We start from the raw sequence: 22097 nt of genomic DNA on the forward strand, positions 1-22097 counted from the left end.
TGCGGTCGTTGTTCTTTTGATGGCCGGCCGGGCGGCTCTGACGAGGGGACGGAGGGATTCGTACCCCTGTGACCCTTTCTTCGGGGGGTTCCCGCCAGTCTTTCGGCATTCCGGGGTGGGTCGTTCTGTCAAGGGTGGCCCGCAAGGGCCATCGCGCAGCGACGCGACCGCAGGGAGCGCCCTTGACAGGGCGGCCCGCCCCGGAAGGACGATGGGACTGGCGGGAACCCCCCGACGCCCCTCCACTCCCGGCCCCCGGCATCCCGCTCCTCCCCCGCCGCCGTCCCGCTTCCGGCCGCCGGTTTTGGGTACCCGCCCCTCCCCCACCGCCGCCCCGCCTCCGGCCGCCGCCCACCCGGTATCCCGCCCTCCCCCACCGCCGCCCCGCTTCCCACCCCCGGCTACCCCGCCCGGCTCACCCCGCCCGGCCTTCCCACGTCCCCGCCCCTACCCTGTCCCCCATGCCCAGCGAGACCGATGCCCCCGCCCCGCCCCCGTCCCCCTTCCACGCCGCCCTGCACTCCCTCCGCGTCTGGGACGTCTCCCTGCCCCGCTTCGATGCCGCCACGGCGCCCGCGGAGCCCGGGGTGCTGTTTCGGGAGTGGTTCGTGCATGCCGTGCAGGCGGGGCAGGTCGAGCCGCACACCATGAGTCTGGCCACCGTCGACCCCCGGGGGCGGCCCGATGCGCGGATCCTGATGCTGCACGACGCCGACTCGCGGGGCTGGCACTTCGCCTCGCACTCGTCCAGCGCCAAGGGCCGCCAGCTCGCCGCGCGGCCCGATGCGGCGCTCGTGTTCTACTGGCCCGCCGTCGCCCGGCAGGTGCGTGTGCGCGGTCGGGTCGCCGCCCTCGGCCCCGAGGCGAGCCGGGCCGACCTCGCGGTCCGCTCGCGGGGCGCGCTCGCCGCCGCGCTGACGGGGCTGCAGTCCGAGGTGCTCGGGTCCGCGGGCGAGCTGGCGGCCGCGTCGGCCGCGGCCTGGGAGCGGGCCGCCGCCGAGCCGGATGCGGTCGCGCCGACCTGGACGGCGTACGTCCTGGAGCCCGTCGAGGTGGAGTTCTTCCAGGGCGACGCCGCCCGCCGCCACGTACGCCTGCGCTACCGCCGCGACTCCCCCGACGCGACCGCCTGGACCCGGGAGCTCCTCTGGCCGTGACGCCGGAGGGGCCCCGGCCCGTCAGCGGGGGCGGAAGACCGGCACCCACACGGCCGGCGCGGTCTGCAGGAACGTGACGGTGAGCGGCATCCCGACGCGGAGGCCGCCCGGGGCGCAGTCGACGACCCGCGTCATCATGCGCGGCCCCTCCGCGAGGTCGACGACGGCGGCCGTGTAAGGGACCTGCCGCCCGAACGGCGGCAGGTCGTTGCGGTGGACGACGGACCAGGTGTAGAGGGTGGCGCTGCCGTCGGCGGCCTCCCACGCCACCCGGTCCTCCCCCGCCCAGCAGAACGGGCAGAACTCCCGCGGGTAGTGGTGGGCGCGCCCGCAGTCGGAGCAGCGGCGCAGCAGGAGCCGGCCTTCGGCGGCGGCGTCCCAGTAGGGGCGGGTGAAGTCGTCGGGTTCGGGCAGGTCGTGGCGCTCGCACGGCGGCCCGCCGCCCGCTGCCCCGGCTCCCGCAGCGGCCCCGCCCCCTGCGGCGCCCGCCGTCACAGGAACCACCCCAGGGCCGCGTCCACCGACCACGTCTGCCACGCCATCGCGCCGAGCGCGACGGCGGCGATCAGCGCCATCATGGCGTTCTGTCCTTGCTCCGCCCAGTCGTGGATCATCAGCACCAGGTAGAGCAGGTTCAGCAGCAGGCTGCCCGCGAGCGCGATCGGGGTGAGGACGCCGAGGACCAGTCCCACACCGAGGGCGAGTTCGGCGTAGACGACGACGTACGCCATGAGGCGCGCCCTGGGCCGGACGACCGCGGCGAAGCCGCGCTGCACGAACGGCCAGCGGTGCTTGGCGGCGACGTCGGCGGCCCAGGCGATGCCGGTGCCGCGTTCGAACCAGCCCTTCCTGTCCTTGTGCCGCCAGCTTTCCAGCCACCACAGGCCCAGGCCGATCCGGAGCACGGCCAGCCACTCGGCACCGCCGAGCCACATCGTCTGCATCGGCACCTCCGTCTCCACCCGCCCACACAATCTGACGGTACGTCAGTTCAGCGGATCGGCGGCGATCCCGCAAGGCCGTGACCGATCCGCAATCGATTCCCTCCTCGTCCGAGACCCATCAACCGTGTGTGTCGATACGCTCACACTTCATGCCCGGAGTCCCCACAGCCCCAGACATGTCCACAGAGCCCCGCCCCGTCTACGTCATAGGCGCCGGCCCCGGCGGCCTGGCCGCGGCCGCCGCGCTGCGGGCCCGGGGGGTGCGCGCCGTGGTCGTGGAGAAGGCCGACGAGGTCGGAGCCTCCTGGCGCGGCCACTACGACCGCCTGCACCTGCACACCACCCGCCGCCTGTCCGCGCTGCCCGGGCTGGCCATGCCGCGCCGCTTCGGCCGGTGGGTGTCGCGGGACGACGTCGTGCGCTACCTGGAGAAATACGCCGAGTTCCACGAGCTGGAGATCGTCACGGGCGTCGAGGTGACCCGCATCGAGCGCGCGACCCCGGAGGCGGCCGCCGCCCATCCCACCGCCGGCGGCAAGCCGGCGCGACGACGGCGCCGCCGCCGCGGCACCTCGGAGGCGCCCGACCCGGGCTGGCTGCTGCACGCGACCGGCGGGCGGGTGCTGGCCGCGCGCGCCGTGGTCGTGGCGACCGGGTTCAACCACACGCCCGCGCTGCCCGACTGGCCGGGCCGGGAGGCGTACGGGGGCCGGCTGCTGCACGCCCGCGACTACCGCAACCCGGGCCCGTACGCCGGCCGGGACGTGCTGGTGGTCGGCGCGGGCAACACCGGTGCCGAGATAGCCGTCGACCTGGCCGAGGGCGGCGCGGCGCGGGTCCGGCTGGCCGTGCGGACCGCCCCGCACCTCGTGCGCCGCTCCACCTTCGGATGGCCGGCGCAGCGCACCGGGATCCTGGTCCGGCGCCTGCCCGTGCGGGTCGTGGACCGGCTGGGCCGGGTGGTGGCCCGGGTGTCGGTCCCGGACCTGTCGGCGTACGGGCTGCCCCGCCCGTCGACCGGCCTGTACAGCAGGGTCCGCGAGGGGGCGATCCCGGTGCAGGACGTCGGACTGATCGACGCGGTGCGCGCGGGCCGGGTGGAGCCGGTGGCGGCGGTGGCCTCGTTCGACGGCGGGGAGGTCGTCCTCGCGGACGGCTCGCGCATCTCACCGGACGCGGTGATCGCGGCGACGGGCTACCGGCGCGGCCTGCAGCCCCTGGTCGGCCACCTGGGCGTACTGGACGGCCGCGGCCGCCCCCGCACGCACGGCGCCCGCACCCTCCGCGAGGCCCCGGGCCTGCACTTCACGGGCTACACGAACCCGATCAGCGGCATGCTCCGCGAGCTGTCCCTGGACGCCGACCGCATCGCGACGGCCCTGTCCCGCCGCCTCGGAATCCGCCCACCGGGCAAGGGCCGCCCCCAGGACGACGGACTGCCGGACACGGGTCTGCCGCCGGTGGACCCGCCGGCCTGAACCCCGGCGGGCGCAGGCGGGCCACGCGCCCGCGGGGCCCGCCCGCGGCGCCCGCCCGCCGCCCGCCGCCCGCCGCCCGCCGCCGTGAAGCTCGGCCGAATCGGGGCCTGGACCAGTCGTTCGCGGTCTGGGAGCGTTCCCCACACCACCTCCACCACTTTCGCGCGCAGCAGTGTTCCTGACGGCTCATCAGTTCAGTAGTCTGAATCTGACTACTCGTCAGTTGCCGAGTTCCATCGAGCAGGAGCGGGCGAAGCGATGCTTGGATCTACTCACGGCACCCTCACCACCGATTTCCGCGCGCGCGTCGAGGCCTGCGGGGAGACCCCCCGGGCGGCCGTCCACTGCACCGCCCCCGCGTCCGCCGGGGACGCCGTCCCGCTCGATGTGAGCGGGCGGCCGCTGCACTCCGACGTGCCCGATCTGGACCGCCTCTTCCGGCCCGAATCGGTCGCCGTCGTCGGCGCCTCCGACACCGAGGGCCGGCCGGCCGCCGGGATCACCCGCCGGCTCGTCGACTGGGCCGAGCGCGTCGGGGCCCGCATCCACCCCGTGCACCCGGCCCGCTCCGCCGTCTACGGGCTCCCCTGCCACCCGAGCGTCGGCGCGCTGCCCGAGCAGGTGGACCTCGCCGTGCTGCTCGTCGCCGACCCGCTGCCCGTCATCGAGGAGCTGGCCGAGGCCAAGGTGAAGTTCGCCGTCGCGTTCGCCTCCGGCTTCGCCGAGACCGGCGCCGAGGGCGCCGCCGCGCAGGACCGGCTCGCCGCCGCGGTGCGCCGCTCCGGGCTGCGCCTGCTCGGCCCCAACACCAACCTCAACGCCTTCGAGGAGTTCCGCGACGACCTGGAGGGCCCCGCGATCGCCCTGATCACCCAGTCCGGGCACCAGGGCCGCCCCGTGTACGCCCTCCAGGAGCTCGGCATCCGGCTGTCGCACTGGGCGCCCACCGGCAACGAAGCCGACCTGGAGACCGCCGACTTCCTCTCCTACTTCGCCGAGCGCCCCGAGGTCGGCGCCATCGCCGCCTACGTGGAGGGGCTGAAGGACGGCCGGTCCTTCCTGCTGGCCGCCGACCGCGCCGCCCGCAACAAGGTCCCCGTCGTCGCCGTCAAGGTCGGCCGCACCGAGGCCGGCGCCCGGAGCGCAGCCTCCCACACCGGGAAGCTGACCGGCGCGGACGACGTCGTCGACGCCGCCATGCGCCAGTTCGGCGTCATCCGCGTCGACGGCCTCGACGAACTCCAGGACACCGCCGCCCTGCTCGCCCGGGCCAAGCCGCCCACCGCCGACGGCGTCGCCGTCTACTCGATCTCCGGCGGCACCGGCGCCCACTTCGCCGACCTGGCCGCCGCGGCCGGACTGCACCTGCCGGCCCTCCCGCAGGCCCGGCAGGACGAGCTGCACCAGTGGATACCGCCGTACCTGAGCACCGCCAACCCGATCGACAGCGGCGGCCACCCCGTCGGCGACGAGCGCGGCCGGAAGATCATCGACGCGATCCTCGCCGACCCGTCCGTCGGCGTGCTCGTCTGCCCGATCACCGGGCCGTTCCCGCCGCTGAGCGACCGCCTCGTCCGGGACCTCGTCGAGGCCGCCGAGCACACCGACAAGCCGGTCTGCGTCGTGTGGGGCTCCCCCGTCGGCACCGAGGACGCCTACCGCACCACCCTCCTCGGCTCCTCCCGCGTCGCCACCTTCCGCACCTTCGGCAACTGCATCACCGCCGTGCGCGCCTACCTCGACCACCACCGCTTCACCGCCCGCTACCGCTCCCCGTTCGCCGACGCCCCCCGCACCCCCTCCCCCTCGTACCGCAAGGCGCAGGCGCTGATGCGGCCCGGCGAGCAGCTCAGCGAGCACGCCGCCAAGCAGCTGCTGCGGGCGTACGGGATCCGCGTACCGCGCGAGCAGCTCGTGACGAGCGCGGCGGCCGCGGTGCGGGCGGCCGGCCTGGTCGGCTACCCGGTGGTCATGAAGGCGTCGGGCCCGCAGCTCGCGCACAAGACGGAGCTGGGCCTGGTGAAGATCGGGCTGACCTCGGCGAGCCAGGTCCGGGACGCCTACCGGGAGCTGACGGACATCGCGCGCTACGAGGGCGCCCCGCTGGACGGGATCCTCGTCTGCCAGATGGTGCAGCGCGGCGTCGAGATGGTCGTCGGCGTCACCCGGGACGAGCTGTTCGGGCCGACGGTGACGGTCGGGCTCGGCGGGGTCCTCGTCGAGGTGCTGCACGACGCGGCGGTCCGGGTCCCGCCGTTCGGCGAGGACCAGGCGCGCGCCATGCTCGCCGAGCTGCGCGGACGGGCCCTGCTGGACGGGGTGCGCGGGGCGCCGCCCGCCGACACCGACGCGCTCGTCGAGGTCGTGCTGCGGGTGCAGCGGATGGCGATGGAGCTGGACGGGGTCCTCTCGGAGCTCGACGTCAACCCGCTGATGGTGCTCCCGCGCGGGCAGGGCGCTGTGGCGCTGGACGCGCTGGCCGTGTGCCGGTGACCGGCCGCGGGGAATCGGAGCCGAGGGCCGTGAGCGACTCCTCCCGGGCCGCCGGGCCCGCCGCCGGGCGCCCCCTGGACGAACAGGTGCTGCACCGGATCGAGAACGGGGTCTGCTGGATCACCCTCAACCGCCCTGAGGCGATGAACGCCGTCACGTGGGAGCAGCGGGAGCGCCTCATCGCGCTGCTCGACGCCGCCTCCGCCGACCCCGGTGTGCGCGCCGTCGTCCTCACCTCCGCAGGCCGCGGGTTCTGCGCGGGCGCCGACCTGCGGGCCGGCCCGCGTACGGGCGGCGGGGGCGGCCGGAGCGGCGAGCGGGTCGCCGGGGACGTGGCGCGGATGATCCGGCGGGGGGCGCAGCGGCTGGTCACCGCGGTGCTCGACTGCGAGAAGCCGGTGGTCGCCGCCGTGGGCGGGACGGCGGCCGGGATCGGGGCGCACCTGGCGTTCGCGTGCGACCTGGTGGTCGCGGCAGAGTCGGCCCGCTTCGTGGAGGTGTTCGTACGCCGCGGCCTGGTGCCCGACGGCGGGGGCGCGTACCTGCTGCCGCGGCTGGTGGGGCCGCAGCGGGCGAAGGAGCTGATGTTCTTCGGGGACGCCGTCCCGGCCGCCGACGCGGCTCGGCTCGGGCTGGTCAACCGGGTCGTGCCCGACGGGGAGGTGGAGCGGTGTGCGCGGGAGTGGGCCGAGCGGCTCGCGCAGGGTCCGACGCGGGCCATCGCCCTGGCCAAGCAGCTGGTCAACGCCTCCCTGGACGGGGACCGGGCGGCGGCGCTGGCCGCGGAGGCGGCCGCGCAGGAGATCAACATGGCGACGGTCGACGCGGCCGAGGGCGTGGCGGGCTTCGTGGAGCGCCGGACGCCGAAGTTCCTCGGCCGCTGACCCGGAGGGCTCCGCGCGCCGCTACATCTGCGGGTCCGGCTTGAGCAGGGCGAACACCGCCCCGAAGGGGTCCGCCAGCCAGGCGATCCGGCCGACGTCCGGGACGTCCACCGGCGGCATGAGCGTGCTCCCGCCGGCGCGGTCGGCCGCCGCGGCGGTGGCGTCGGCGTCCGCGACGTGGAAGTAGGGCACCCAGCGGGGCCGCTCGCCGCCCTGGTCGCCGCCGGCCGCGTCGCCCATGGGGGCGACCCCGCCGAAGGAGGCCCGCTCCTGGTCTCCCTCGCGGACGCTGAGCACGCGGTACGTCATCCCGGGCGTCTGCATCTCCTGGCTGCGCCAGCCGAAGACGCCCCCGTAGAAGTCGAGGGCGGCGAGCGGGTCGGGCACGTGCAGCTCGGCCCACAGCAGGCTGTTCTCGGCGGAGGCCACCTCCAGGCCGCGGGTCTTGCCGGGCTGCCACAGGGCGAACTCGGCGCCCTGCGGGTCGGTGGCCTGCGCGAGCCATCCCTCGCCCATCACGTCCATCGGCTCCATGCGGATGCGCCCGCCGCCGTTGGCGATCGCTCGGACGGTGTCGTGGATGTCCTCGGTCATGAAGTGGACCATCCAGGCGGAGGCCGCGCCCTCCTCGGTCAGCGGGCCGAGGGCGGCGACGGTCCTGCCGCCGATGCGGAAGAACCCGTAGCCGCCGGCCTCCGCGGGGCCCGGCTCGTAGTCCCAGCCGAAGACGCGGCGGTAGAACGCGCCGGCCGCGGCGGTGTCGGGGCTGCCGAGGTCGAGCCAGTTCGGTGAGCCATGGGTGAAGTCGGTTCCGAGCACGGTTCCTCCTGCGGGTGCGGCACGGTTCGCGGACGGGTCGGGGTCGGGTTCGGGCGGCGCGGGGCCCCTCCGGTTCGGGGCCACCTTGCCCAGCGGCCGCGGCGCGCCCGACCCGCCGGGCGGGCCCGCCGGCCCGGTTCACCCGTACGGCGGACACCGCGCGGGCCGGGTCCGGGCGGCGTACGGGATCCGGGGTCCACGCCCCTTCCTATCTGACTGCCCGTCAGTTTCAATCGGTGCTGTGATGGGACACGCAGGGATGGCGGCCGCCGTCGTCCGATACCTCAGGTCCGCGGGCTCCGCCTCCGCCGCCGCCACCGCGCGCGAGCCGTCCCCGCTGCCCCGGGCCGACCTGCGGGCCGTCGGCGCGGACGAGCGCGCGCCCGTCGGGCCCGCCGAGTTCCGGGCCGTCCTCGGGCACTTCGCCAGCGGGGTGACCGTCGTGACCGCCCCCGCCGACGAGGACGGCGCTCCCGCCGGGTTCGCCTGCCAGTCCTTCGCCTCGCTCTCCCTCGACCCGCCGCTCGTCGCCTTCATGGTGGCGCGGACGTCCACGACCTGGCCGCGGATCGCCCGCGCCGGGGCGTTCTGCGTCAACGTCCTCGGCGAGCACCAGGGCGCGCTGTGCCGGCGGTTCGCGGTCAGCGGCGGCGACAAGTTCGCCGGCGTCGCGCACACGCCCGCGCCCGCGACGGGCTCGCCGCTGCTCGCCGGCGTCCCGGCCTGGATCGACTGCCGCGTCCACGCCGTGCACACCGGCGGCGACCACCTGATCGTCGTCGGCCGGGTCGAGGCGCTCGGCGCGCCCGGCGGGGACGGCCCGCTGCTGTTCCACCGGGGGCGCTTCGGCCGCTTCACCGGCTGAAACGCACCGCGCCCCGGCCCGCGCGGGCCGGGGCGCCGCCACCGGGCGTTCAGAAGGTGAGGACGGCGCGGGCCACGCGCCCGTGCCGGGCGTCGTCCGCGGCCTTGGCGAAGTCCTCCACGGGGTACGCCGCGCTCACCAGCTCGTCCAGGAGCAGCCGGCCCTGCCGGTAGAGGTCGGCGTAGAGGGCGATGTCGCGCTGCGGGCGGGAGGACCCGTACCGGCAGCCCATGATCGTCTTGTCGAGGTACATCGACGACACCCGGAAGGACGCCTCCGCCGTCGCCGGCGGCACCCCGAGCAGCACGGCCTGCCCGCGCCGGTCCAGCAGGTCGACGGCCTGCCGGATCAGGCCGACGTCGCCGACGCACTCGAAGGCGTGGTCCGCGCCGGTCGGCAGGACCTCCCGTACGGCGGCCTCGGCGCCGCCGGCGGAGGCGTCGACGAAGTGGGTGGCACCGAAGAGCCTGGCCGCGGCCTCCTTCGCCGGGTTCGCGTCGACCGCGACGACGGTGCGCGCCCCGGCGAGCCGGGCGCCCTGGAGGACGTTCAGCCCGATCCCGCCGGTGCCGATGACGACGACCGTCTCGCCGTGCCCGACGCGCGCCCGGTTGAGGACGGCCCCGACCCCCGTCAGGACGCCGCACCCGATCAGGGCCGCCGAGGTCAGGGGCACGTCCTCGGGGATCCGCACCGCCTGCACGGCCCGCACCACCGTGCGCTCCGCGAAGGCGGAGTTCGACGCGAACTGGTGGATCGGCTTCCCGGCGCGGCTGAACGGCCGCCCCGGCATGCCGATCGCCTTGCGGCACATCGTCGGCCGGCCCCGGTCGCAGTCCGCGCAGGCCCCGCAGTTGGCGAGGGTGGACAGGGCGACGTGGTCCCCGGGCGCCACATGCGCCACACCGGCCCCGACGGCCTCGACGACGCCCGCGCCCTCGTGGCCCAGCACCACCGGCCGCGGGAAGGGGATCGTCCCGTCGACCACCGACAGGTCGCTGTGGCACAGCCCGGCCGCGGCCACCGCGACGAGCACCTCCCCCGGGCCGGGGTCGCGGACCTCCAGGTCGTCGACGACCCGGACCTCCCTGCCGTCGAATACGACGCCCCTCATGCGTTCACCGTGCCTCTCCGGGCAGGCCGAGCACCCGCTCGGCGATGATGTTCCGCTGGATCTCGTCCGAGCCGCCGTAGATGGTGTCGGCCCGGCTGAACAGGAACAGCCGCTGGTCCTCCCCGAGCCCCTGCTCGTACGGGAGCCCGGGCGCCCACGGCACCGCCCCGGCTGCGGCCGCGGCGCCGCGGACCGCCACCGCGAGCTCCCCGAGCCGGCGGTGCCAGCCGCCCCACAGGAGCTTCGCGACGCTGGGCGCGCCGGGATCGGCGGGGGCGCGTCCGGACGGGGACGTGGAAGCCGCCAGGGTGCGCAGGGCATGCCAGCGCATCGTGCGCAGCTCCGCCCACTGCCGTACGAGCCGGTCGTGCAGGACGGGGTCGGCACCGCCGCCCGCGGCACCGCCGCCCTCCGCGGGGCCGGTGCGGGCGGTGTACGCGGCGAGGACGCGGTCGAGTTCGGCGGCGAAGCCGATCTGCTGGACCAGGGTGGACACGCCGCGCTCCAGGGCGAGGAGGCCGGTGGCGACGGCCCAGCCGTTGCCCTCCCCGCCGACGACCGCCGCGGCGACGGCCCCGTCGAACCACACCTCGTTGAACTCGGACGTCCCCGACATCTGCCGGATCGGCCGCACCTCGATGCGGCCGGGCTGGTCCATCCGCACGAGGAGGAAGGACAGGCCGCGGCGGCGCCGCGAGGCCGGGTCGGTGCGGGCCAGGACGAAGCACCAGTCGGCGTCCCGCGCGAGGGACGTCCACGTCTTCTGGCCGGTGACCCGCCACAGCCCGTCGGCGGGATCGCGGACGGCCGAGGTCCGCACCCCGGCGAGGTCGGAGCCGGCGCCGGGCTCGCTGTAGCCCTGGCACCACAGTTCCTCACCGCGGGCGATGCCGGGCAGGAAGCGGTCCTGCTGCTCACGGGTGCCGTGCGCGATCAGGGTGGGGGCGAGGAGGTTCTCGCCGATGTGGCCGACCCGGGCGGGCGCGCGGAGCGCGGCGTACTCCTCCGCCCACACGACCTGCCCGGTGGGGGAGAGCCGCTGCTGCCCGTACGCCCCGGCGGGCAGGTCCCAGCCCTGGCCGATCCAACCGGCTCGGCCCAGCTCGCGCTCCCACGCGCGGCGCGCCGCGACCTCCTCGTGCTCGCTGCCGGGCCCGCCGAGGCCGGCGGCGCGGGCGTACGGGCCCACCAGGTGCCCGGTGAGCCAGGCGCGGGCGCGGGCGCGCAGGGCGTCGTCGTCGGCGCCGAAGGCGAAGTCCACGGTGAAGGCCTCCCCTACGGCCGGGCGTTGGGGCGTTCCTTGGCGGCCGCCGCCCTGGCCATGGCGTCGAGTTGGGCGAGCATCGGCATGGGGTCGGTGCCGACGGTGCCGGGCAGGAAGTCGGCGATGCGCTGCGGGGTCCACGGGCCGTCGGCGTAGCCGGCGCGCAGTTCGCGGGGCTGCGCCCAGACGGCGATCTTGGGGCCGGCGACGGTGTAGACCTGGCCGGTGATGCGCTCCCCTCCGGCGGCGACGGCCTTGTCGCTGAGGAGGTAGGTGACGAGCGCGGCGACGTCCTCGGGCTCGCCGATCTCCTTGAGCTCCATGGGGACGTTCGCGGACATGCGGGTGCGGGCGACCGGGGCGACGGCGTTGGCGGTGATGCCGTACTTGTGCAGGCCGAGCGCGGCGGAGCGGACGAGGGAGATGACGCCCCCCTTGGCGGCGCTGTAGTTGGCCTGGGCGACGGAGCCCTGGTGGTTGCCGCTGGTGAAGCCGATGAGGGTGCCCGAGCCCTGCCGGCGCATGACGGCGGAGGCGGCGCGGAAGACGGTGAAGGTGCCCTTGAGGTGGGTGGCGATGACGGGGTCCCACTCCTCCTCGGACATGTTGAACAGCATCCGCTCGCGGAGGATCCCGGCGACGCAGACGGCGCCGTCGATGCGGCCGTAGCGTGCGAGGGCGGTGTCGACGAGGCGGCTGCCGCCGTCCATGGTGGAGATGTCGTCGGTGACGGCGACGGCCTCACCGCCCGCGGCCTGGATCTCCTTCACGACCGCTTCGGCGACCTCGCCGGTCGGGTCGCCGCCGGCGATGCCGACGCCGTGGTCGCCCACGACGACCTTGGCGCCCTCGGCGGCCGCGGAGAGGGCGACGGCGCGGCCGATGCCGCGCCCGGCGCCGGTGACGGCCACGACCTTGCCTGCCAAGAAGTTCCCCACGCCGGACCCCTTCCCGCGGTTTCTGACGGACCGTTAGATTTTATGGGCAGCCGGACACGGGTGCACAAGCCCCCGTGGCCCCCCGTCGCGAGGAGCTGATGAGGACCATGGCCCTGCCCGCCGAGTTCCACGAGATCGCCAAGCGCGTCAACAACTGGGGCCGTTGGGGCGCCGAGGACGAGAGGGGCACCCTGAACCTGATCACGGACGGGGTCGTCCGGGCGGCGGCCGCCGAGGTCCGCACGGGCCGGCGCATCCCGCTCGCCCTCCCGCTGAAGGAGGACGGCGTCCAGGCGGGCCTGATCCCCGGCCGGATCAACCCGCTGCACACGATGGTCCAGATCAACCAGGAGCTCTTCGGGCCCGGCGGCGTGGCGTGCAGCGACGACACCGTGGCGATGGGCCTCCAGGCCGGCACCCACTGGGACGCCCTCACCCACGTCTCCCACTCCGGCCGCATCTACAACGGCCGCCCCGCCGCCACCATCACCGCCCACGGCCGCGCGCGGTTCAGCGGCATCGACAAGGCCGGCCCGATCGTCTCCCGCGGCATCCTGCTGGACGTGGCCCGCGCCAAGGGCGTGGACCGCCTGCCGGGCGGGCACGCGGTGACCCCGGAGGACCTCGCGGAGGCGGAGGCGCTCACCGGCACCGAAGTCCGCCCGGGCGACATCGTCCTCGTCCGCACCGGACAGATCGCCCTCTGCCTGGCCGGCGACCGCCACGGCTACGCCTTCCCGTCCCCGGGCCTGTCGATCCGCACCCCGGAGTGGTTCCACGCCCGGGACGTGGCGGCCGTCGCCGACGACACCCTGACCTTCGAGGTCTTCCCCCCGGAGATCGACGGCCTCTGGCTCCCGGTCCACGCCCTGCACCTGGTGGAGATGGGCATGCACCAGGGCCAGAACTGGAACCTGGAGGAGCTGTCCACAGCCTGTGCAGAAGCGCGCCGGTACGCCTTCCTCCTCACCGCGGTCCCCGAGCCGTTCGTGGGCGCGGTGGGCTCCCCGGTCGCCCCGGTCGCGATCCTGTGACCGGCGGCCGGCCCGCCCCGCTGCGGCCGACCTGCAAGCCGGTGAACCGGCGGCCGTGACACGGCAGCCTCGTACTGCCCGCAGAGAAGGGACGCACCGTCCCCAACCCCCGTGACCAGAGACCCGTGCGGTACACAGCCTTGGCCCCGGTTCGCGCCAAGTCCCTCCTCAAGGACGGCCATCCCGCCATCCGAGCCGGAGAACGCCGCCTCCTCCGCCAGGGAGCGTCAACTCGCCTTGGGTGCCAGCTTTGCGATCTGCTGGTAGGAGACGTGCAGCATGGCACCCGCATCCCTCACGGTGACCGTCTTGGTGAGTTCGACCGCGGCTGCGACCAAGGCCTTGCGCGCCCTCGCCGCGGCCTGCTCCGCCTCCTCCCTGGCCCTCTCCGCTTCAACGATCAAGGCGGCCATGGTCGGGTCGGCCGGGCGCATCGCAAGCTCAAACGAGTCCTCGTCGACGTCGAGCAGCAAGGCCACGGCTTCTCTGGCCATGCGCTCGGCCTCCGCCCACGTGCGGCCCTGGGTGGCGCCGCCGTATCCCTTCGGCAGGTTGTCGAAGGAAACGGACCACCACTTTCCGTCATGACGCGCGGTCGCGCGGTACTCGGTCATTCCTCTCCTTTCCTGACCGCCCCTGGGGTGGGAAGGCGGGGTCCTCGGAACCGGTGCGGTCGAGACCCCACCGGTCATCGATCACACCCCTTCCGCCGCCCGAATAATGGATCGAGCGGTCCCTTCAGCGATCTCATTGTGCCGCGGGACGACCAGGCGAGTGCCCTTGAGGTCGTAGACCTCGGGGATGCAGCCCGTGGGCCGACGCCCTTGCAGCAGGCGGTCGTTAGGGTCGGGGCATGGAGACCTCATCGGCAGGCGGCGGGGGACGGGCCGCGCGGCCGGCGTGGCGGACCGCCGTCCTGTGGGGCGGCGCCGGGATCGCCACGCTCGTCCTGCTCAACCTCGTGCTGCGCGTGCCCCTCGGGATCGGCGACCGGATCGCCGATCCCGCCGTGATGCTCGCCACCGGCTCCGTGCTCGGGGGGACGCTGCTGGTGCGGCGGGCGCCGGTCGCGACGCTGGTGCTGATGCTCGGCTCCGCCGTCGCCGTCGTGTTCCTCTACGACAATCCCGGCGTCGCCTCCGCTCCCGTGCTGGCCGCCGCCGGGGCGCTCGGGCGGGTCGCCGTGGAGCGGTCGCGACGGGTCGCCTTCACCGCCGTCGGGGCCACCGTTCTCGTCCTGATCCTGCTCCAGCTCGTGCGGCCCGTCGAGGCCGGCCCGGCGGTCGTGCTCGTCCAGGGGCAGTTGCCCGTCGTCGTGCTCGCCTGGCTGATCGGGGACTCCGTCCGCCGCAGCCGCCAGGCCGCCGCGCAGGCGCACGCCGCCGCCACCGAGCAGGCCCTCACCGACGAACGGCTGCGCATAGCCCGCGAACTGCACGACATGGTCGCCCACAGCATCGGCATCATCGCCATCCAGGCCGGCGTCGGCAGCCGCGTCATCGACGCGCGGCCCGACCAGGCCCGCGACGCCCTCCAGGCCATCGAGGCGACCAGCCGCGACACCCTGGCGAGCCTGCGCCGCACCCTCGTCGCGCTGCGCCGCGGCGGGCCCGCCCCCCTCGCACCGACGCCCGGCCTCGACGGGCTGGAGCGGCTCGCCGCCGCCACCGCCGGCGACACCGGACTCCGTATCGACGTGGCCGTGTCGGGGCGTCGGCGGCCGCTGCCGCAGGACGTCGAGCTCGCCGCCTACCGCATCGTCCAGGAGGCGCTCACCAACACCGTCCGGCACGCCCGCGCCCGCCACTGCCGTGTCGACGTCGCATACGAGGACGGGGCGCTCGCCATCGGCATCACCGACGACGGCCGCAGCAGCCCCGCGCAGGACGGCGGCAGCGGCTTCGGCATCACCGGCATGCACGAGCGCGCCGCCCTCCTCGGCGGCAGTCTCGACGCCGGCCCGCTGCCCGCCGGCGGGTTCCGGGTCGCCGCCGTGCTCCCGCTGCCCGCCACCACCGCCACTGCCACCGCTCGCACCGCTCCCGCCGCCGAGGAGGCCCGATGAGCTCCGGCACCGTCCGCGTCCTGCTCGCCGACGACCAGCCGCTCGTCCGGTCCGGGCTGCGGGTCCTCATGGCCGGGACCGCCGACCTGGAGGTCGTCGGCGAGGCCGCCGACGGCGCGGAGGCAGTCCGGCTCGCCGCCGATCTCGCCCCCGACGTCGTCGTCATGGACATCCGCATGCCGCAGATGGACGGCATCGAGGCCACCCGCCGCATCACCGCCGGCCCCGGCGCCACCCGCGTCCTCATCCTGACCACGTTCGACGAGGACGACCACGTGCACGGCGCGCTGCGCGCCGGCGCGAGCGGGTTCGCGGTGAAGGACATGGCGCTGGACGACCTGCTGGCCGCCGTACGGGTCGTCGCGGCGGGCGACGCGCTGCTCGCACCCGGCGTGACGCGCCGCCTGATCGCGGACTTCGTCGCCGGACCGGCCCCGGCGGCCGCGCGCGTGGCCGAGGTCACCGAGCGGGAGCAGGAAGTCCTGACGCTGGTCGGCCGCGGGCTGTCGAACGCGGAGATCGCGCAGGAGCTGTTCATCTCGGTGGCGACGGCGAAGTCGCACGTCGCGCGGCTGCTGACGAAGCTCGGGGCGCGCGACCGGGTACAGCTGGTGATCGAGGCCTACGACCGGGGGCTGGTCGCGCCGCCCCGGTGACGGCGCCCGGTGACGGCGGCGCGGCCCCGGGCATACGGCGGCGAGCAGCCGCGCACGCCCCGAACTCGGCGCGGCAGCCGCCACCCCGCGACCCGCACTCGTCAAGGCTGTCCTTGGCGTCCCCTCGCGACGAATCGCTCAGGACCAGGGTGATCAATGGTTGACGAACCGTCAACACCTCGTTAGAGGTACACGCGCGGTTCCCGGATCGACCCGAAGGGTTCCCGGGACCGCTCCGGGCGGGCGTCCGGCGCGCCGTCGGCCGCTCCGGCGGCGGCACGGTCGACCTCGCACCAGATCCGCTTCCCGGCGCCCTCCCGCTGCCAGCCCCAGCGGTCGGCCAGCCCGTCGACGAGCTCCAGCCCGCGGCCCCCGGTGTCGCCGGTGCCGGCCTGCCGCCGGGACGGGGCCCGGCAGCTCGCGTCGGCGACCTCGACGCGCACCGCCGGCTCACCGAGCAGCATGCGCAGGACGGCCGGGCAGCCGGTGTGCACGACGGCGTTGGTGACCAGCTCGGAGATCAGCAGGATCAGCGTCTCCGCGAGCGGCTCGTCCTCCCCTATCCCGCATCCCGCGAGCCGGGAACGGGCCCATCGTCGGGCCCGGCCGACCTCGGCCGGGTCCGGTCCTACCTCCAGCTGCACCTGAAGCACCTGCACCGCTCACACCATCCGAACCGGCGGACACTTCGCCTCGCGACAGGACGGGATCACCGTCTGTGATCCCCTTGTCGAGCAGCATGGTTGACATACAGTCACCACAACAAGCGCTTCGGGCATATTCCAGCGCGAAGGAGTAGGCATGGTGCATACTGTGCGACGCTCACGCCGCGCTACCGCTCGCATTCCCGGGAGCGTACCGGAGCAGTACCCGCGGGCCGGGCCGTCCAGGCCCCCTCGTAGGACACAAACCGATATCAACTCTCCGTAATCAGACATGCGTCCCGCGGCGTCGCGCCCGTGCCCGGCTCCGGAGCCGGGTCGGTCACAGCCCGCCACCACGGGCGTACGAGGCCCCCTCCCGTCCGGGCTGCCGCGCGCCGGCGAGGAGTTCCGCGGCCAGCACCTCCTCCGCCGCGGCCGCCGTCCGCCACTGCTCGGCCCGCACCCAGGCCCGCTTCAGGTGCAGGTGGACGTCGGCCTCCCAGGTGAAGCCCATCCCGCCGTACACCTGGAGGCAGTCCCGGGCGTTCGCGGCGGCGGCCCGGTCGGCCAGCAGCTTCGCGCCGGCGATTTCCGCCGCCGCGGACCCGAACCCCGCCGCCCCGGCCCCTCCCGCCCGGTCCGCCGCGTCCGCGCCGACAGCCGCCGCGTACACGGCCGTACGGGCCACCTCGGCGCGCACCAGCATGCCCGAGCAGAGGTGCTGCACAGCCTGGAAGGCCCCGATGGGCCGCCCGAACTGCTCGCGCTCCCCCGCGTACCGCACGGCCAGCTCGACGGTGCGCAGGGCGCTGCCGAGTTGGAGGGCGGCCGTCAGCAGGGCGCCCTCGTCGCGCAGGCGGGCGTGGGGGCCGGGGCCGGGGTCCGGCGGGGGGACGCGGTGGAGGGGGGTCAGCGGATCCGCGGACGGCACCGGGAGGGCAGCGGACAGCAGTGCCGCGGGGGGCGCGGCCCCGGTGCCGAGGACCGCGTCCGCCTCCGCGAGGTGGGTGACGAGCACCCCGGGCGCCGCTCCGGCTCCGGCTCCGGCTCCCCCGTCTCCGCCCGGGCGGTCGCCGAGGTCGAAGGCGGTGACGACCGCCGTGCCGTCGGCGGCGCCCCCGACGCAGCCGGCGGCCAGGTGCGTGGCGACGAGCGGACCGGGCAGCAGGGCCCGCCCGGCCTCCTCGAAGACGAGGACGGCCTCGGCGAGCCCGAGCCCGACCCCGCCGTCCGCCTCGGGCAGCCGCAGCGCGAAGAACCCTGCGGCCCCCAGCTCCCGCCACAGCCCGCGGTCCACGGCCCCCGGCCCGCCCGCGGCCGGACCGCCGCGGCACGCGTCCCCGCAGCCCGCGCCCCGGCCGGCCGCGCCACCCTCCGCCTCCGCCCGGTCCACGGCCGCCCGCAGCGCCTCGCGCCCGAAGCGCCGCGCCAGCAGGGCCCGTACGCCCGCCCGGAGGTCGTCCTGCTCCTGCGTCGGCTGGAAGTCCACGCTCACCGGCCCTTCGGGAGGCCGAGGATCCGCTCGGCGACGATGGTGTGCTGGATCTGCGAGGTGCCCGCGGCGATCGTGTACGACAGCGAGGACAGGCGCTCGCGCACCCACTCCTCCTCCAGGGCGAGCGCCTCCGCGCCGAGGACTTCCGCGGCGGCGTCGTACAGCTCCTGCCGCGCCTGCGAGTAGGCCAGCTTGAAGACGGAGCCGCCGGCGCCGGGCACTCCGCCGGTGCGCTCGGCGGCGGAGACGTTCCACTGGGTGAGCCGCCACAGCGCCGCGAACTCCGCGGCGAGTCGGCCGAGGCGGCGCCGCAGCACCGGGTCGTCCCAGCGGCCGTTCGCCCGCGCGGCCCGCGCGAGGGCGCCGAGGGTGCGGCGGCAGGCGACGACCTCGCCGACGAAGGCGGTGCCCCGCTCGAAGGAGAGGGTGGTCATGGTGACGCGCCAGCCGTCGTTCTCGGCGCCGACCCGGTACGCGACGGGGACGCGCACCCCGTCGAGGAACACCTCGGCGAATTCCGCGGACCCGGCCAGGGTGCGCAGCGGCCGGACCGTCACGCCGGGCGCGTCCATCGGCATGGCGAGCCAGGTGAGGCCGCGGTGCCGGGGCGCGTCGGGGTCGGTGCGGACGAGCAGCTCGCACCAGTCGGCGATCTCCGCGTGCGAGGTCCAGACCTTCGAGCCGGTGACCGTGTACGCGTCGCCGTCGCGGACGGCGCGGGTGCGCAGGGACGCCAGGTCGGAGCCGGCGCCGGGCTCGCTGAAGCCCTGGCACCACACCTCCTCGCCGCGCAGGACGGGCGGCAGCCAGCGGGCCCGCTGCGCGGGCGTTCCCTCCGCGGCGATGGTCGGGCCGGCGTGCAGGAGGCCGACGAAGTTCGCGCCGACGTACGGGGCGCCGGCCCGCTCGGTCTCCTCCAGGAAGGCCAGGTGCCGGGTCGGGCCGGCGCCGCGGCCGCCCGCGTCCACGGGCCAGTGCAGGCCGGCGTAGCCGGCGTCGTACAGCCGGCGCTGCCAGCCGAGGTCGTACGCGCGCCGGCCGGGCCAGTCGTCGGGCGACGGCCGGGGCGGCAGCTCGGGCAGGGTCTTGGCCAGCCACGCGCGCAGCCCGGCCCGGAACTCGCGCTCCTCCTCCGTCTCGGCGAGGTCCACGGTGCCGCCCGCCTCAGACCAGGTCCAGGCCGAGCATGCGGATGGCGTTGCCGCGCATCAGCTTGTGGACGGTCTCGTCGTCGAGGCCCGCGACGTGGTCGAGGGCGACCTCCTTGGTGTGCGGGAAGGTGGAGTCGACGTGCGGGTAGTCGGTCTCGAAGGTGGCGTTGTCGCGGCCGACGGTGTCGATCGAGGCGACGCCGTGCTTGTCGCGGAAGAAGCAGCAGAAGACCTGCCGGTAGTAGTACGTCGAGGGCGGCTCGGGGATCAGGTCGCGGACTCCGCCCCAGGCGCGGTGCTCGCGCCACACGTCGTCGGCGCGCTCCAGGGCGTACGGGATCCAGCCCATCTGACCCTCGCTGTAGGCGAGCTTGAGCTGCGGGAACTTCACGAGGACGCCGCTGAAGAGGAAGTCCGTCATCGAGGCCATCGCGTTGTTGAAGCTGAGCGCGGCCTGGACGGCGGGCGGCGAGTCGGGGGACGCCGCGGGCATCTGGGAGGAGGACCCGATGTGCATGTTGACGACCGTGCCGGTCTCCTGGCAGACCGCGAAGAAGGGGTCCCAGTACCCGGAGTGGATGGAGGGCAGGCCGAGGTGGGTGGGGATCTCGGAGAACGTGACGGCGCGCACCCCGCGGGCCGCGTTGCGCCGGATCTCGGCGACGGCGAGGCCGATGTCCCACAGCGGGATCAGGCACAGGGGGATCAGCCGGCCGCCGCTGTCGCCGCACCACTCCTCGACCATCCAGTCGTTGTAGGCGCGCACGCAGGCGAGGGCGACCTCCTTGTCGCGGGCCTCGGCGAAGGTCTGGCCGCAGAAGCGGGGGAAGGTGGGAAAGCAGAGGGACGCCTCGACGTGGTTGAGGTCCATGTCCTCCAGGCGCGCCTTGGGGTCCCAGCAGCCGCGGCGCATCTCCTCGCGGGTGATGCCCTCCAGGGTCATGTCGTCGCGGTCGAAGCCGACGGCGGCGATGTTCCGCTTGTACGGGAACCGCAGGTCCTCGTAGACCCACCAGTCGGCCGGGGGGCCGTCGGGGTCCATCGAGATGACGTACTTGCCGCCGCGGTACTCCAGCTCGCCGATGCCGGCGGTGAGCGGCTTGGGGCCGCGGTCGCGGTACTTGGCGGGCAGCCACACGTCGAAGAGGTGGGCGGGCTCGATGACGTGGTCGTCGACGCTGATGATGCGGGGCAGTTCCATGGTGTCCCCCTCGCCGCGGGCCGGGCGGGCCGGGCGGCCCCGAGCGGGCAGCCGGACCGGCCGGAGATCTGAAGCCGAATCTGATGATGCGTCAGACAAAGAACCGGCTCCACGCTAGCCCCGCACCCCTGGACCGGCAAGCGCCCGCGCCCTACGCTCTGCGGCGGAACTGACGGATCGTCAGCAATTGGAGGTGGCCCGCCATGCCGGAAACGCCGCGGAGCAGGACCGGACCCGCCCCGGCACCGCCCACCGCCCCGGACACCGCGCACGCCCTCGGCGCCTCCCCCACCCTGTGGGCCCTCGTCGCCCGCCGCGCCGCCCTCACCCCCGACCGGACCGCCCTCATCCAGGCCGCCCCCGACCCGGCCGGCGACCGGACGCTGACCTTCGGCGCCCTCCGCGACCGCGCCGAACGCGTCGCCGCCGGCCTCCACGGCCAGGGGGTCCGGCCGGGCACGGTCGTCGCCTGGCAGCTGCCCACCCGGATCGAGACCGTCCTGCTCTCCCTCGCGCTCGCCCGCCTCGGGGCCGTCCAGTCCCCCGTCATCCCCTTCTACCGGGAGCGCGAGACCGGCTTCGCGCTGCGCGCGTCGCGGGCCGAGTTCTTCGCCGTGCCCGGCGTCTGGCGCGGCTTCGACCACACCGCCATGGCCGCACGGCTCGGCGCCCGCGGCGTCCTCCCCGTCCGCTCCCCCGCCGACCTGCCCGACGGGGACCCGGCCGTGTTGCCCCCGCCACCCGCCGACGGCACCGGCGTGCGCTGGATCTACTGGACCTCCGGCACCACCTCCGACCCGAAGGGTGTCCTGCACACCGACCGCTCCCTGCTCGCCGGCGGGTCCTGCCTCGCCCACGCCCTGCGCCCGACCCCCGGCGACACCGGGTCCATCGCCTTCCCGTACGCCCACATCGGCGGCCCCGACTACCTGGTGATGCTGCTCCTGTACGGGTTCCCCGCCGTCCTCTTCGAGGCGTTCGCGCTCCCGGAGGCCCTCGACGGCTACCGGCGCCACGGCGTCACCATCGCGGGCGGCTCCACCGCCTTCTACACGATGTTCCTCGCCGAGCAGCGCAAGCGGCCCGGCCGGAAGCTCATCCCCACCCTCCGCCTGATGGCCGGCGGCGGCGCCCCCAAACCGCCCGAGGTCCACCACGCGGTCGTCCGCGAGCTGGGCTGCCGACTGGCCCACGGCTACGGCATGACCGAAGTCCCCATGATCACGATGGGGACCCCCGACGACAGCGAGGACGACCTCGCCCACACCGAGGGCCGCCCGCCGGCCGGCATGGAGATCCGCATCACCGGCCCCGCCGGCGAACCGCTCCCGGCCGGCGCCGAGGGCGAGGTCCGGCTGCGCGGCGAAGCCGTCTGCCGCGGCTACCTCGACCCGGCCGCCACCGCCGAGGCCTTCGACGCCGAGGGGTTCCTGCGCACCGGCGACCTGGGCCGGCTGACCCCCTCCGGCCACCTCGTCCTCACCGGCCGCAGCAAGGACGTCATCATCCGCAAGGGCGAGAACATCTCGGCCAAGGAGGTCGAGGAGCTCCTGCACGGCCTCCCCGGCGTCGCCGGCGCCGCCGTCATCGGCCTGCCCGACCCCGAGCGCGGCGAGCGGGTCTGCGCCGTCGTCGAGCAGACCCCGGGCGCGGCGCCCCTCACCCTGGACCAAGTCGCCGCCCACCTCCGGGCCGCGGGCCTCGCCCCGCACAAACTGCCCGAGCAGCTGGAGCTCCTCGACGCCCTGCCCCGCAACGAAGCCCTGCGCAAGGTCCTGAAGTACAAGCTCCGCGAGCGCTTCACCCGGCCCTGAGCCGCCCGCTGCGGTCGCCGCCGCAGCAGCGGGTTCCTACGATGGGGTGAGTCAGCTCGGGGACCCGGCCCACCTCCAGGA

At 75.4% G+C, this 22097-nt stretch carries 20 protein-coding genes; 9 read left to right on the forward strand and 11 right to left on the reverse strand.

Translation table 11 applies throughout. The features are described from left to right. Positions 1-461: 461 nt before the first annotated feature. The gene (locus IE170_RS13080) at positions 462-1157 is read left to right on the forward strand and encodes a pyridoxine/pyridoxamine 5'-phosphate oxidase (RefSeq protein WP_189809524.1); all 696 of its coding nucleotides are present in this window, start codon (positions 462-464) and stop codon (positions 1155-1157) included. Positions 1158-1178: 21 nt separating this feature from the next. Here the strand turns inward: IE170_RS13080 and IE170_RS13085 are convergent, their stop codons facing one another. Continuing rightward, positions 1179-1571, reverse strand: coding sequence for a Zn-ribbon domain-containing OB-fold protein (locus IE170_RS13085; RefSeq protein ID WP_223856284.1), 393 nt, complete (start codon positions 1569-1571; stop codon positions 1179-1181). 77 nt (positions 1572-1648) lie between these two features. After that, positions 1649-2101, reverse strand: a complete 453-nt coding sequence (locus tag IE170_RS13090) for a DoxX family protein (protein WP_189809686.1) — start codon at positions 2099-2101, stop codon at positions 1649-1651. A 176-nt stretch (positions 2102-2277) separates the two neighbouring features. Here IE170_RS13090 and IE170_RS13095 point away from each other — a divergent pair, with 176 nt between their 5' ends. The 3 genes from IE170_RS13095 to IE170_RS13105 all read left to right on the forward strand — a co-directional run bounded on the left by IE170_RS13095 (position 2278) and on the right by IE170_RS13105 (position 6956). Further along, positions 2278-3579 carry a flavin-containing monooxygenase gene (locus IE170_RS13095; RefSeq protein ID WP_223856235.1) on the forward strand — a complete coding sequence of 434 codons (1302 nt, stop codon included), beginning with the start codon at positions 2278-2280 and terminating at the stop codon, positions 3577-3579. Between the two features lie 258 nt (positions 3580-3837). After that, positions 3838-6072, forward strand: a complete 2235-nt coding sequence (locus IE170_RS13100) for an acetate--CoA ligase family protein (protein ID WP_189809526.1) — start codon at positions 3838-3840, stop codon at positions 6070-6072. 29 nt (positions 6073-6101) lie between these two features. Continuing rightward, positions 6102-6956 carry an enoyl-CoA hydratase/isomerase family protein gene (locus IE170_RS13105; RefSeq protein ID WP_229884713.1) on the forward strand — a complete coding sequence of 285 codons (855 nt, stop codon included), beginning with the start codon at positions 6102-6104 and terminating at the stop codon, positions 6954-6956. 21 nt (positions 6957-6977) lie between these two features. Here IE170_RS13105 and IE170_RS13110 read toward each other — a convergent pair whose 3' ends face one another. Next, the gene (locus IE170_RS13110) at positions 6978-7775 is read right to left on the reverse strand and encodes a VOC family protein (RefSeq protein ID WP_189809528.1); all 798 of its coding nucleotides are present in this window, start codon (positions 7773-7775) and stop codon (positions 6978-6980) included. Between the two features lie 259 nt (positions 7776-8034). Here IE170_RS13110 and IE170_RS13115 point away from each other — a divergent pair, with 259 nt between their 5' ends. Further along, a complete protein-coding gene (locus IE170_RS13115; RefSeq protein WP_189809687.1) occupies positions 8035-8640 on the forward strand; it encodes a flavin reductase family protein in 606 nt (201 codons plus the stop codon). 49 nt (positions 8641-8689) lie between these two features. On the opposite strand, the gene IE170_RS13120 is transcribed toward IE170_RS13115, so the two are convergent. Genes IE170_RS13120 through IE170_RS13130 form a run of 3 tightly spaced genes read right to left on the reverse strand, consistent with a single transcriptional unit; the run spans position 8690 to position 11956 of the window. Next, the gene (locus IE170_RS13120) at positions 8690-9754 is read right to left on the reverse strand and encodes a Zn-dependent alcohol dehydrogenase (RefSeq protein WP_189809529.1); all 1065 of its coding nucleotides are present in this window, start codon (positions 9752-9754) and stop codon (positions 8690-8692) included. 4 nt (positions 9755-9758) lie between these two features. After that, complete coding sequence (locus tag IE170_RS13125; protein ID WP_189809530.1) at positions 9759-11015, reverse strand: acyl-CoA dehydrogenase family protein; 1257 nt, start codon at positions 11013-11015, stop codon at positions 9759-9761. Positions 11016-11029: 14 nt separating this feature from the next. Continuing rightward, positions 11030-11956, reverse strand: a complete 927-nt coding sequence (locus IE170_RS13130; RefSeq protein WP_189809531.1) for an SDR family NAD(P)-dependent oxidoreductase — start codon at positions 11954-11956, stop codon at positions 11030-11032. Between the two features lie 107 nt (positions 11957-12063). On the opposite strand from IE170_RS13130, the gene IE170_RS13135 reads away from it, so the two are divergent. Continuing rightward, positions 12064-12990 carry a cyclase family protein gene (locus IE170_RS13135; protein WP_189809688.1) on the forward strand — a complete coding sequence of 309 codons (927 nt, stop codon included), beginning with the start codon at positions 12064-12066 and terminating at the stop codon, positions 12988-12990. A 227-nt stretch (positions 12991-13217) separates the two neighbouring features. Here IE170_RS13135 and IE170_RS13140 read toward each other — a convergent pair whose 3' ends face one another. Beyond that, positions 13218-13604, reverse strand: coding sequence for a type II toxin-antitoxin system HicB family antitoxin (locus tag IE170_RS13140; RefSeq protein ID WP_189809532.1), 387 nt, complete (start codon positions 13602-13604; stop codon positions 13218-13220). A 239-nt stretch (positions 13605-13843) separates the two neighbouring features. On the opposite strand from IE170_RS13140, the gene IE170_RS13145 reads away from it, so the two are divergent. Together IE170_RS13145 and IE170_RS13150 are read left to right on the forward strand one after the other, a co-directional pair. Further along, positions 13844-15055 (forward strand): sensor histidine kinase, encoded by a 1212-nt coding sequence (locus tag IE170_RS13145; protein WP_189809533.1) that lies wholly within the window; start codon positions 13844-13846, stop codon positions 15053-15055. Next, positions 15052-15711, forward strand: a complete 660-nt coding sequence (locus IE170_RS13150) for a response regulator (RefSeq protein WP_189809534.1) — start codon at positions 15052-15054, stop codon at positions 15709-15711. Before IE170_RS13145 ends, IE170_RS13150 begins: the two co-directional genes overlap by 4 nt. Positions 15712-15893: 182 nt before the next feature. Here IE170_RS13150 and IE170_RS13155 read toward each other — a convergent pair whose 3' ends face one another. From IE170_RS13155 to IE170_RS13170, 4 genes are all read right to left on the reverse strand, one after another. Further along, positions 15894-16370 carry an ATP-binding protein gene (locus tag IE170_RS13155; protein WP_189809535.1) on the reverse strand — a complete coding sequence of 159 codons (477 nt, stop codon included), beginning with the start codon at positions 16368-16370 and terminating at the stop codon, positions 15894-15896. Positions 16371-16695: 325 nt separating this feature from the next. Further along, complete coding sequence (locus IE170_RS13160) at positions 16696-17844, reverse strand: acyl-CoA dehydrogenase family protein (protein ID WP_189809536.1); 1149 nt, start codon at positions 17842-17844, stop codon at positions 16696-16698. A gap of 2 nt (positions 17845-17846) precedes the next feature. Continuing rightward, the gene (locus tag IE170_RS13165; RefSeq protein ID WP_189809537.1) at positions 17847-19001 is read right to left on the reverse strand and encodes an acyl-CoA dehydrogenase family protein; all 1155 of its coding nucleotides are present in this window, start codon (positions 18999-19001) and stop codon (positions 17847-17849) included. A 13-nt stretch (positions 19002-19014) separates the two neighbouring features. Beyond that, the gene (locus IE170_RS13170) at positions 19015-20202 is read right to left on the reverse strand and encodes an amidohydrolase family protein (protein ID WP_189809538.1); all 1188 of its coding nucleotides are present in this window, start codon (positions 20200-20202) and stop codon (positions 19015-19017) included. 203 nt (positions 20203-20405) lie between these two features. Here IE170_RS13170 and IE170_RS13175 point away from each other — a divergent pair, with 203 nt between their 5' ends. After that, complete coding sequence (locus tag IE170_RS13175) at positions 20406-22016, forward strand: class I adenylate-forming enzyme family protein (RefSeq protein WP_189809539.1); 1611 nt, start codon at positions 20406-20408, stop codon at positions 22014-22016. Positions 22017-22097: the final 81 nt, after the last annotated feature.

The organism is Streptomyces toxytricini (assembly GCF_014649915.1).
Lineage (GTDB): Bacteria > Actinomycetota > Actinomycetes > Streptomycetales > Streptomycetaceae > Streptomyces > Streptomyces toxytricini.

Coding starts and splice junctions, on each gene's coding strand:
- IE170_RS13120 (WP_189809529.1), bottom strand. CDS start 9,754: ATGAGGGGCGTCGTATTCGACGGCAGGGAGGTCCGGGTCGTCGACGAC.
- IE170_RS13145 (WP_189809533.1), top strand. CDS start 13,844: ATGGAGACCTCATCGGCAGGCGGCGGGGGACGGGCCGCGCGGCCGGCG.
- IE170_RS13090 (WP_189809686.1), bottom strand. CDS start 2,101: ATGCAGACGATGTGGCTCGGCGGTGCCGAGTGGCTGGCCGTGCTCCGG.
- IE170_RS13170 (WP_189809538.1), bottom strand. CDS start 20,202: ATGGAACTGCCCCGCATCATCAGCGTCGACGACCACGTCATCGAGCCC.
- IE170_RS13080 (WP_189809524.1), top strand. CDS start 462: ATGCCCAGCGAGACCGATGCCCCCGCCCCGCCCCCGTCCCCCTTCCAC.
- IE170_RS13100 (WP_189809526.1), top strand. CDS start 3,838: ATGCTTGGATCTACTCACGGCACCCTCACCACCGATTTCCGCGCGCGC.
- IE170_RS13150 (WP_189809534.1), top strand. CDS start 15,052: ATGAGCTCCGGCACCGTCCGCGTCCTGCTCGCCGACGACCAGCCGCTC.
- IE170_RS13135 (WP_189809688.1), top strand. CDS start 12,064: ATGGCCCTGCCCGCCGAGTTCCACGAGATCGCCAAGCGCGTCAACAAC.
- IE170_RS13095 (WP_223856235.1), top strand. CDS start 2,278: ATGTCCACAGAGCCCCGCCCCGTCTACGTCATAGGCGCCGGCCCCGGC.
- IE170_RS13140 (WP_189809532.1), bottom strand. CDS start 13,604: ATGACCGAGTACCGCGCGACCGCGCGTCATGACGGAAAGTGGTGGTCC.
- IE170_RS13115 (WP_189809687.1), top strand. CDS start 8,035: ATGGCGGCCGCCGTCGTCCGATACCTCAGGTCCGCGGGCTCCGCCTCC.
- IE170_RS13175 (WP_189809539.1), top strand. CDS start 20,406: ATGCCGGAAACGCCGCGGAGCAGGACCGGACCCGCCCCGGCACCGCCC.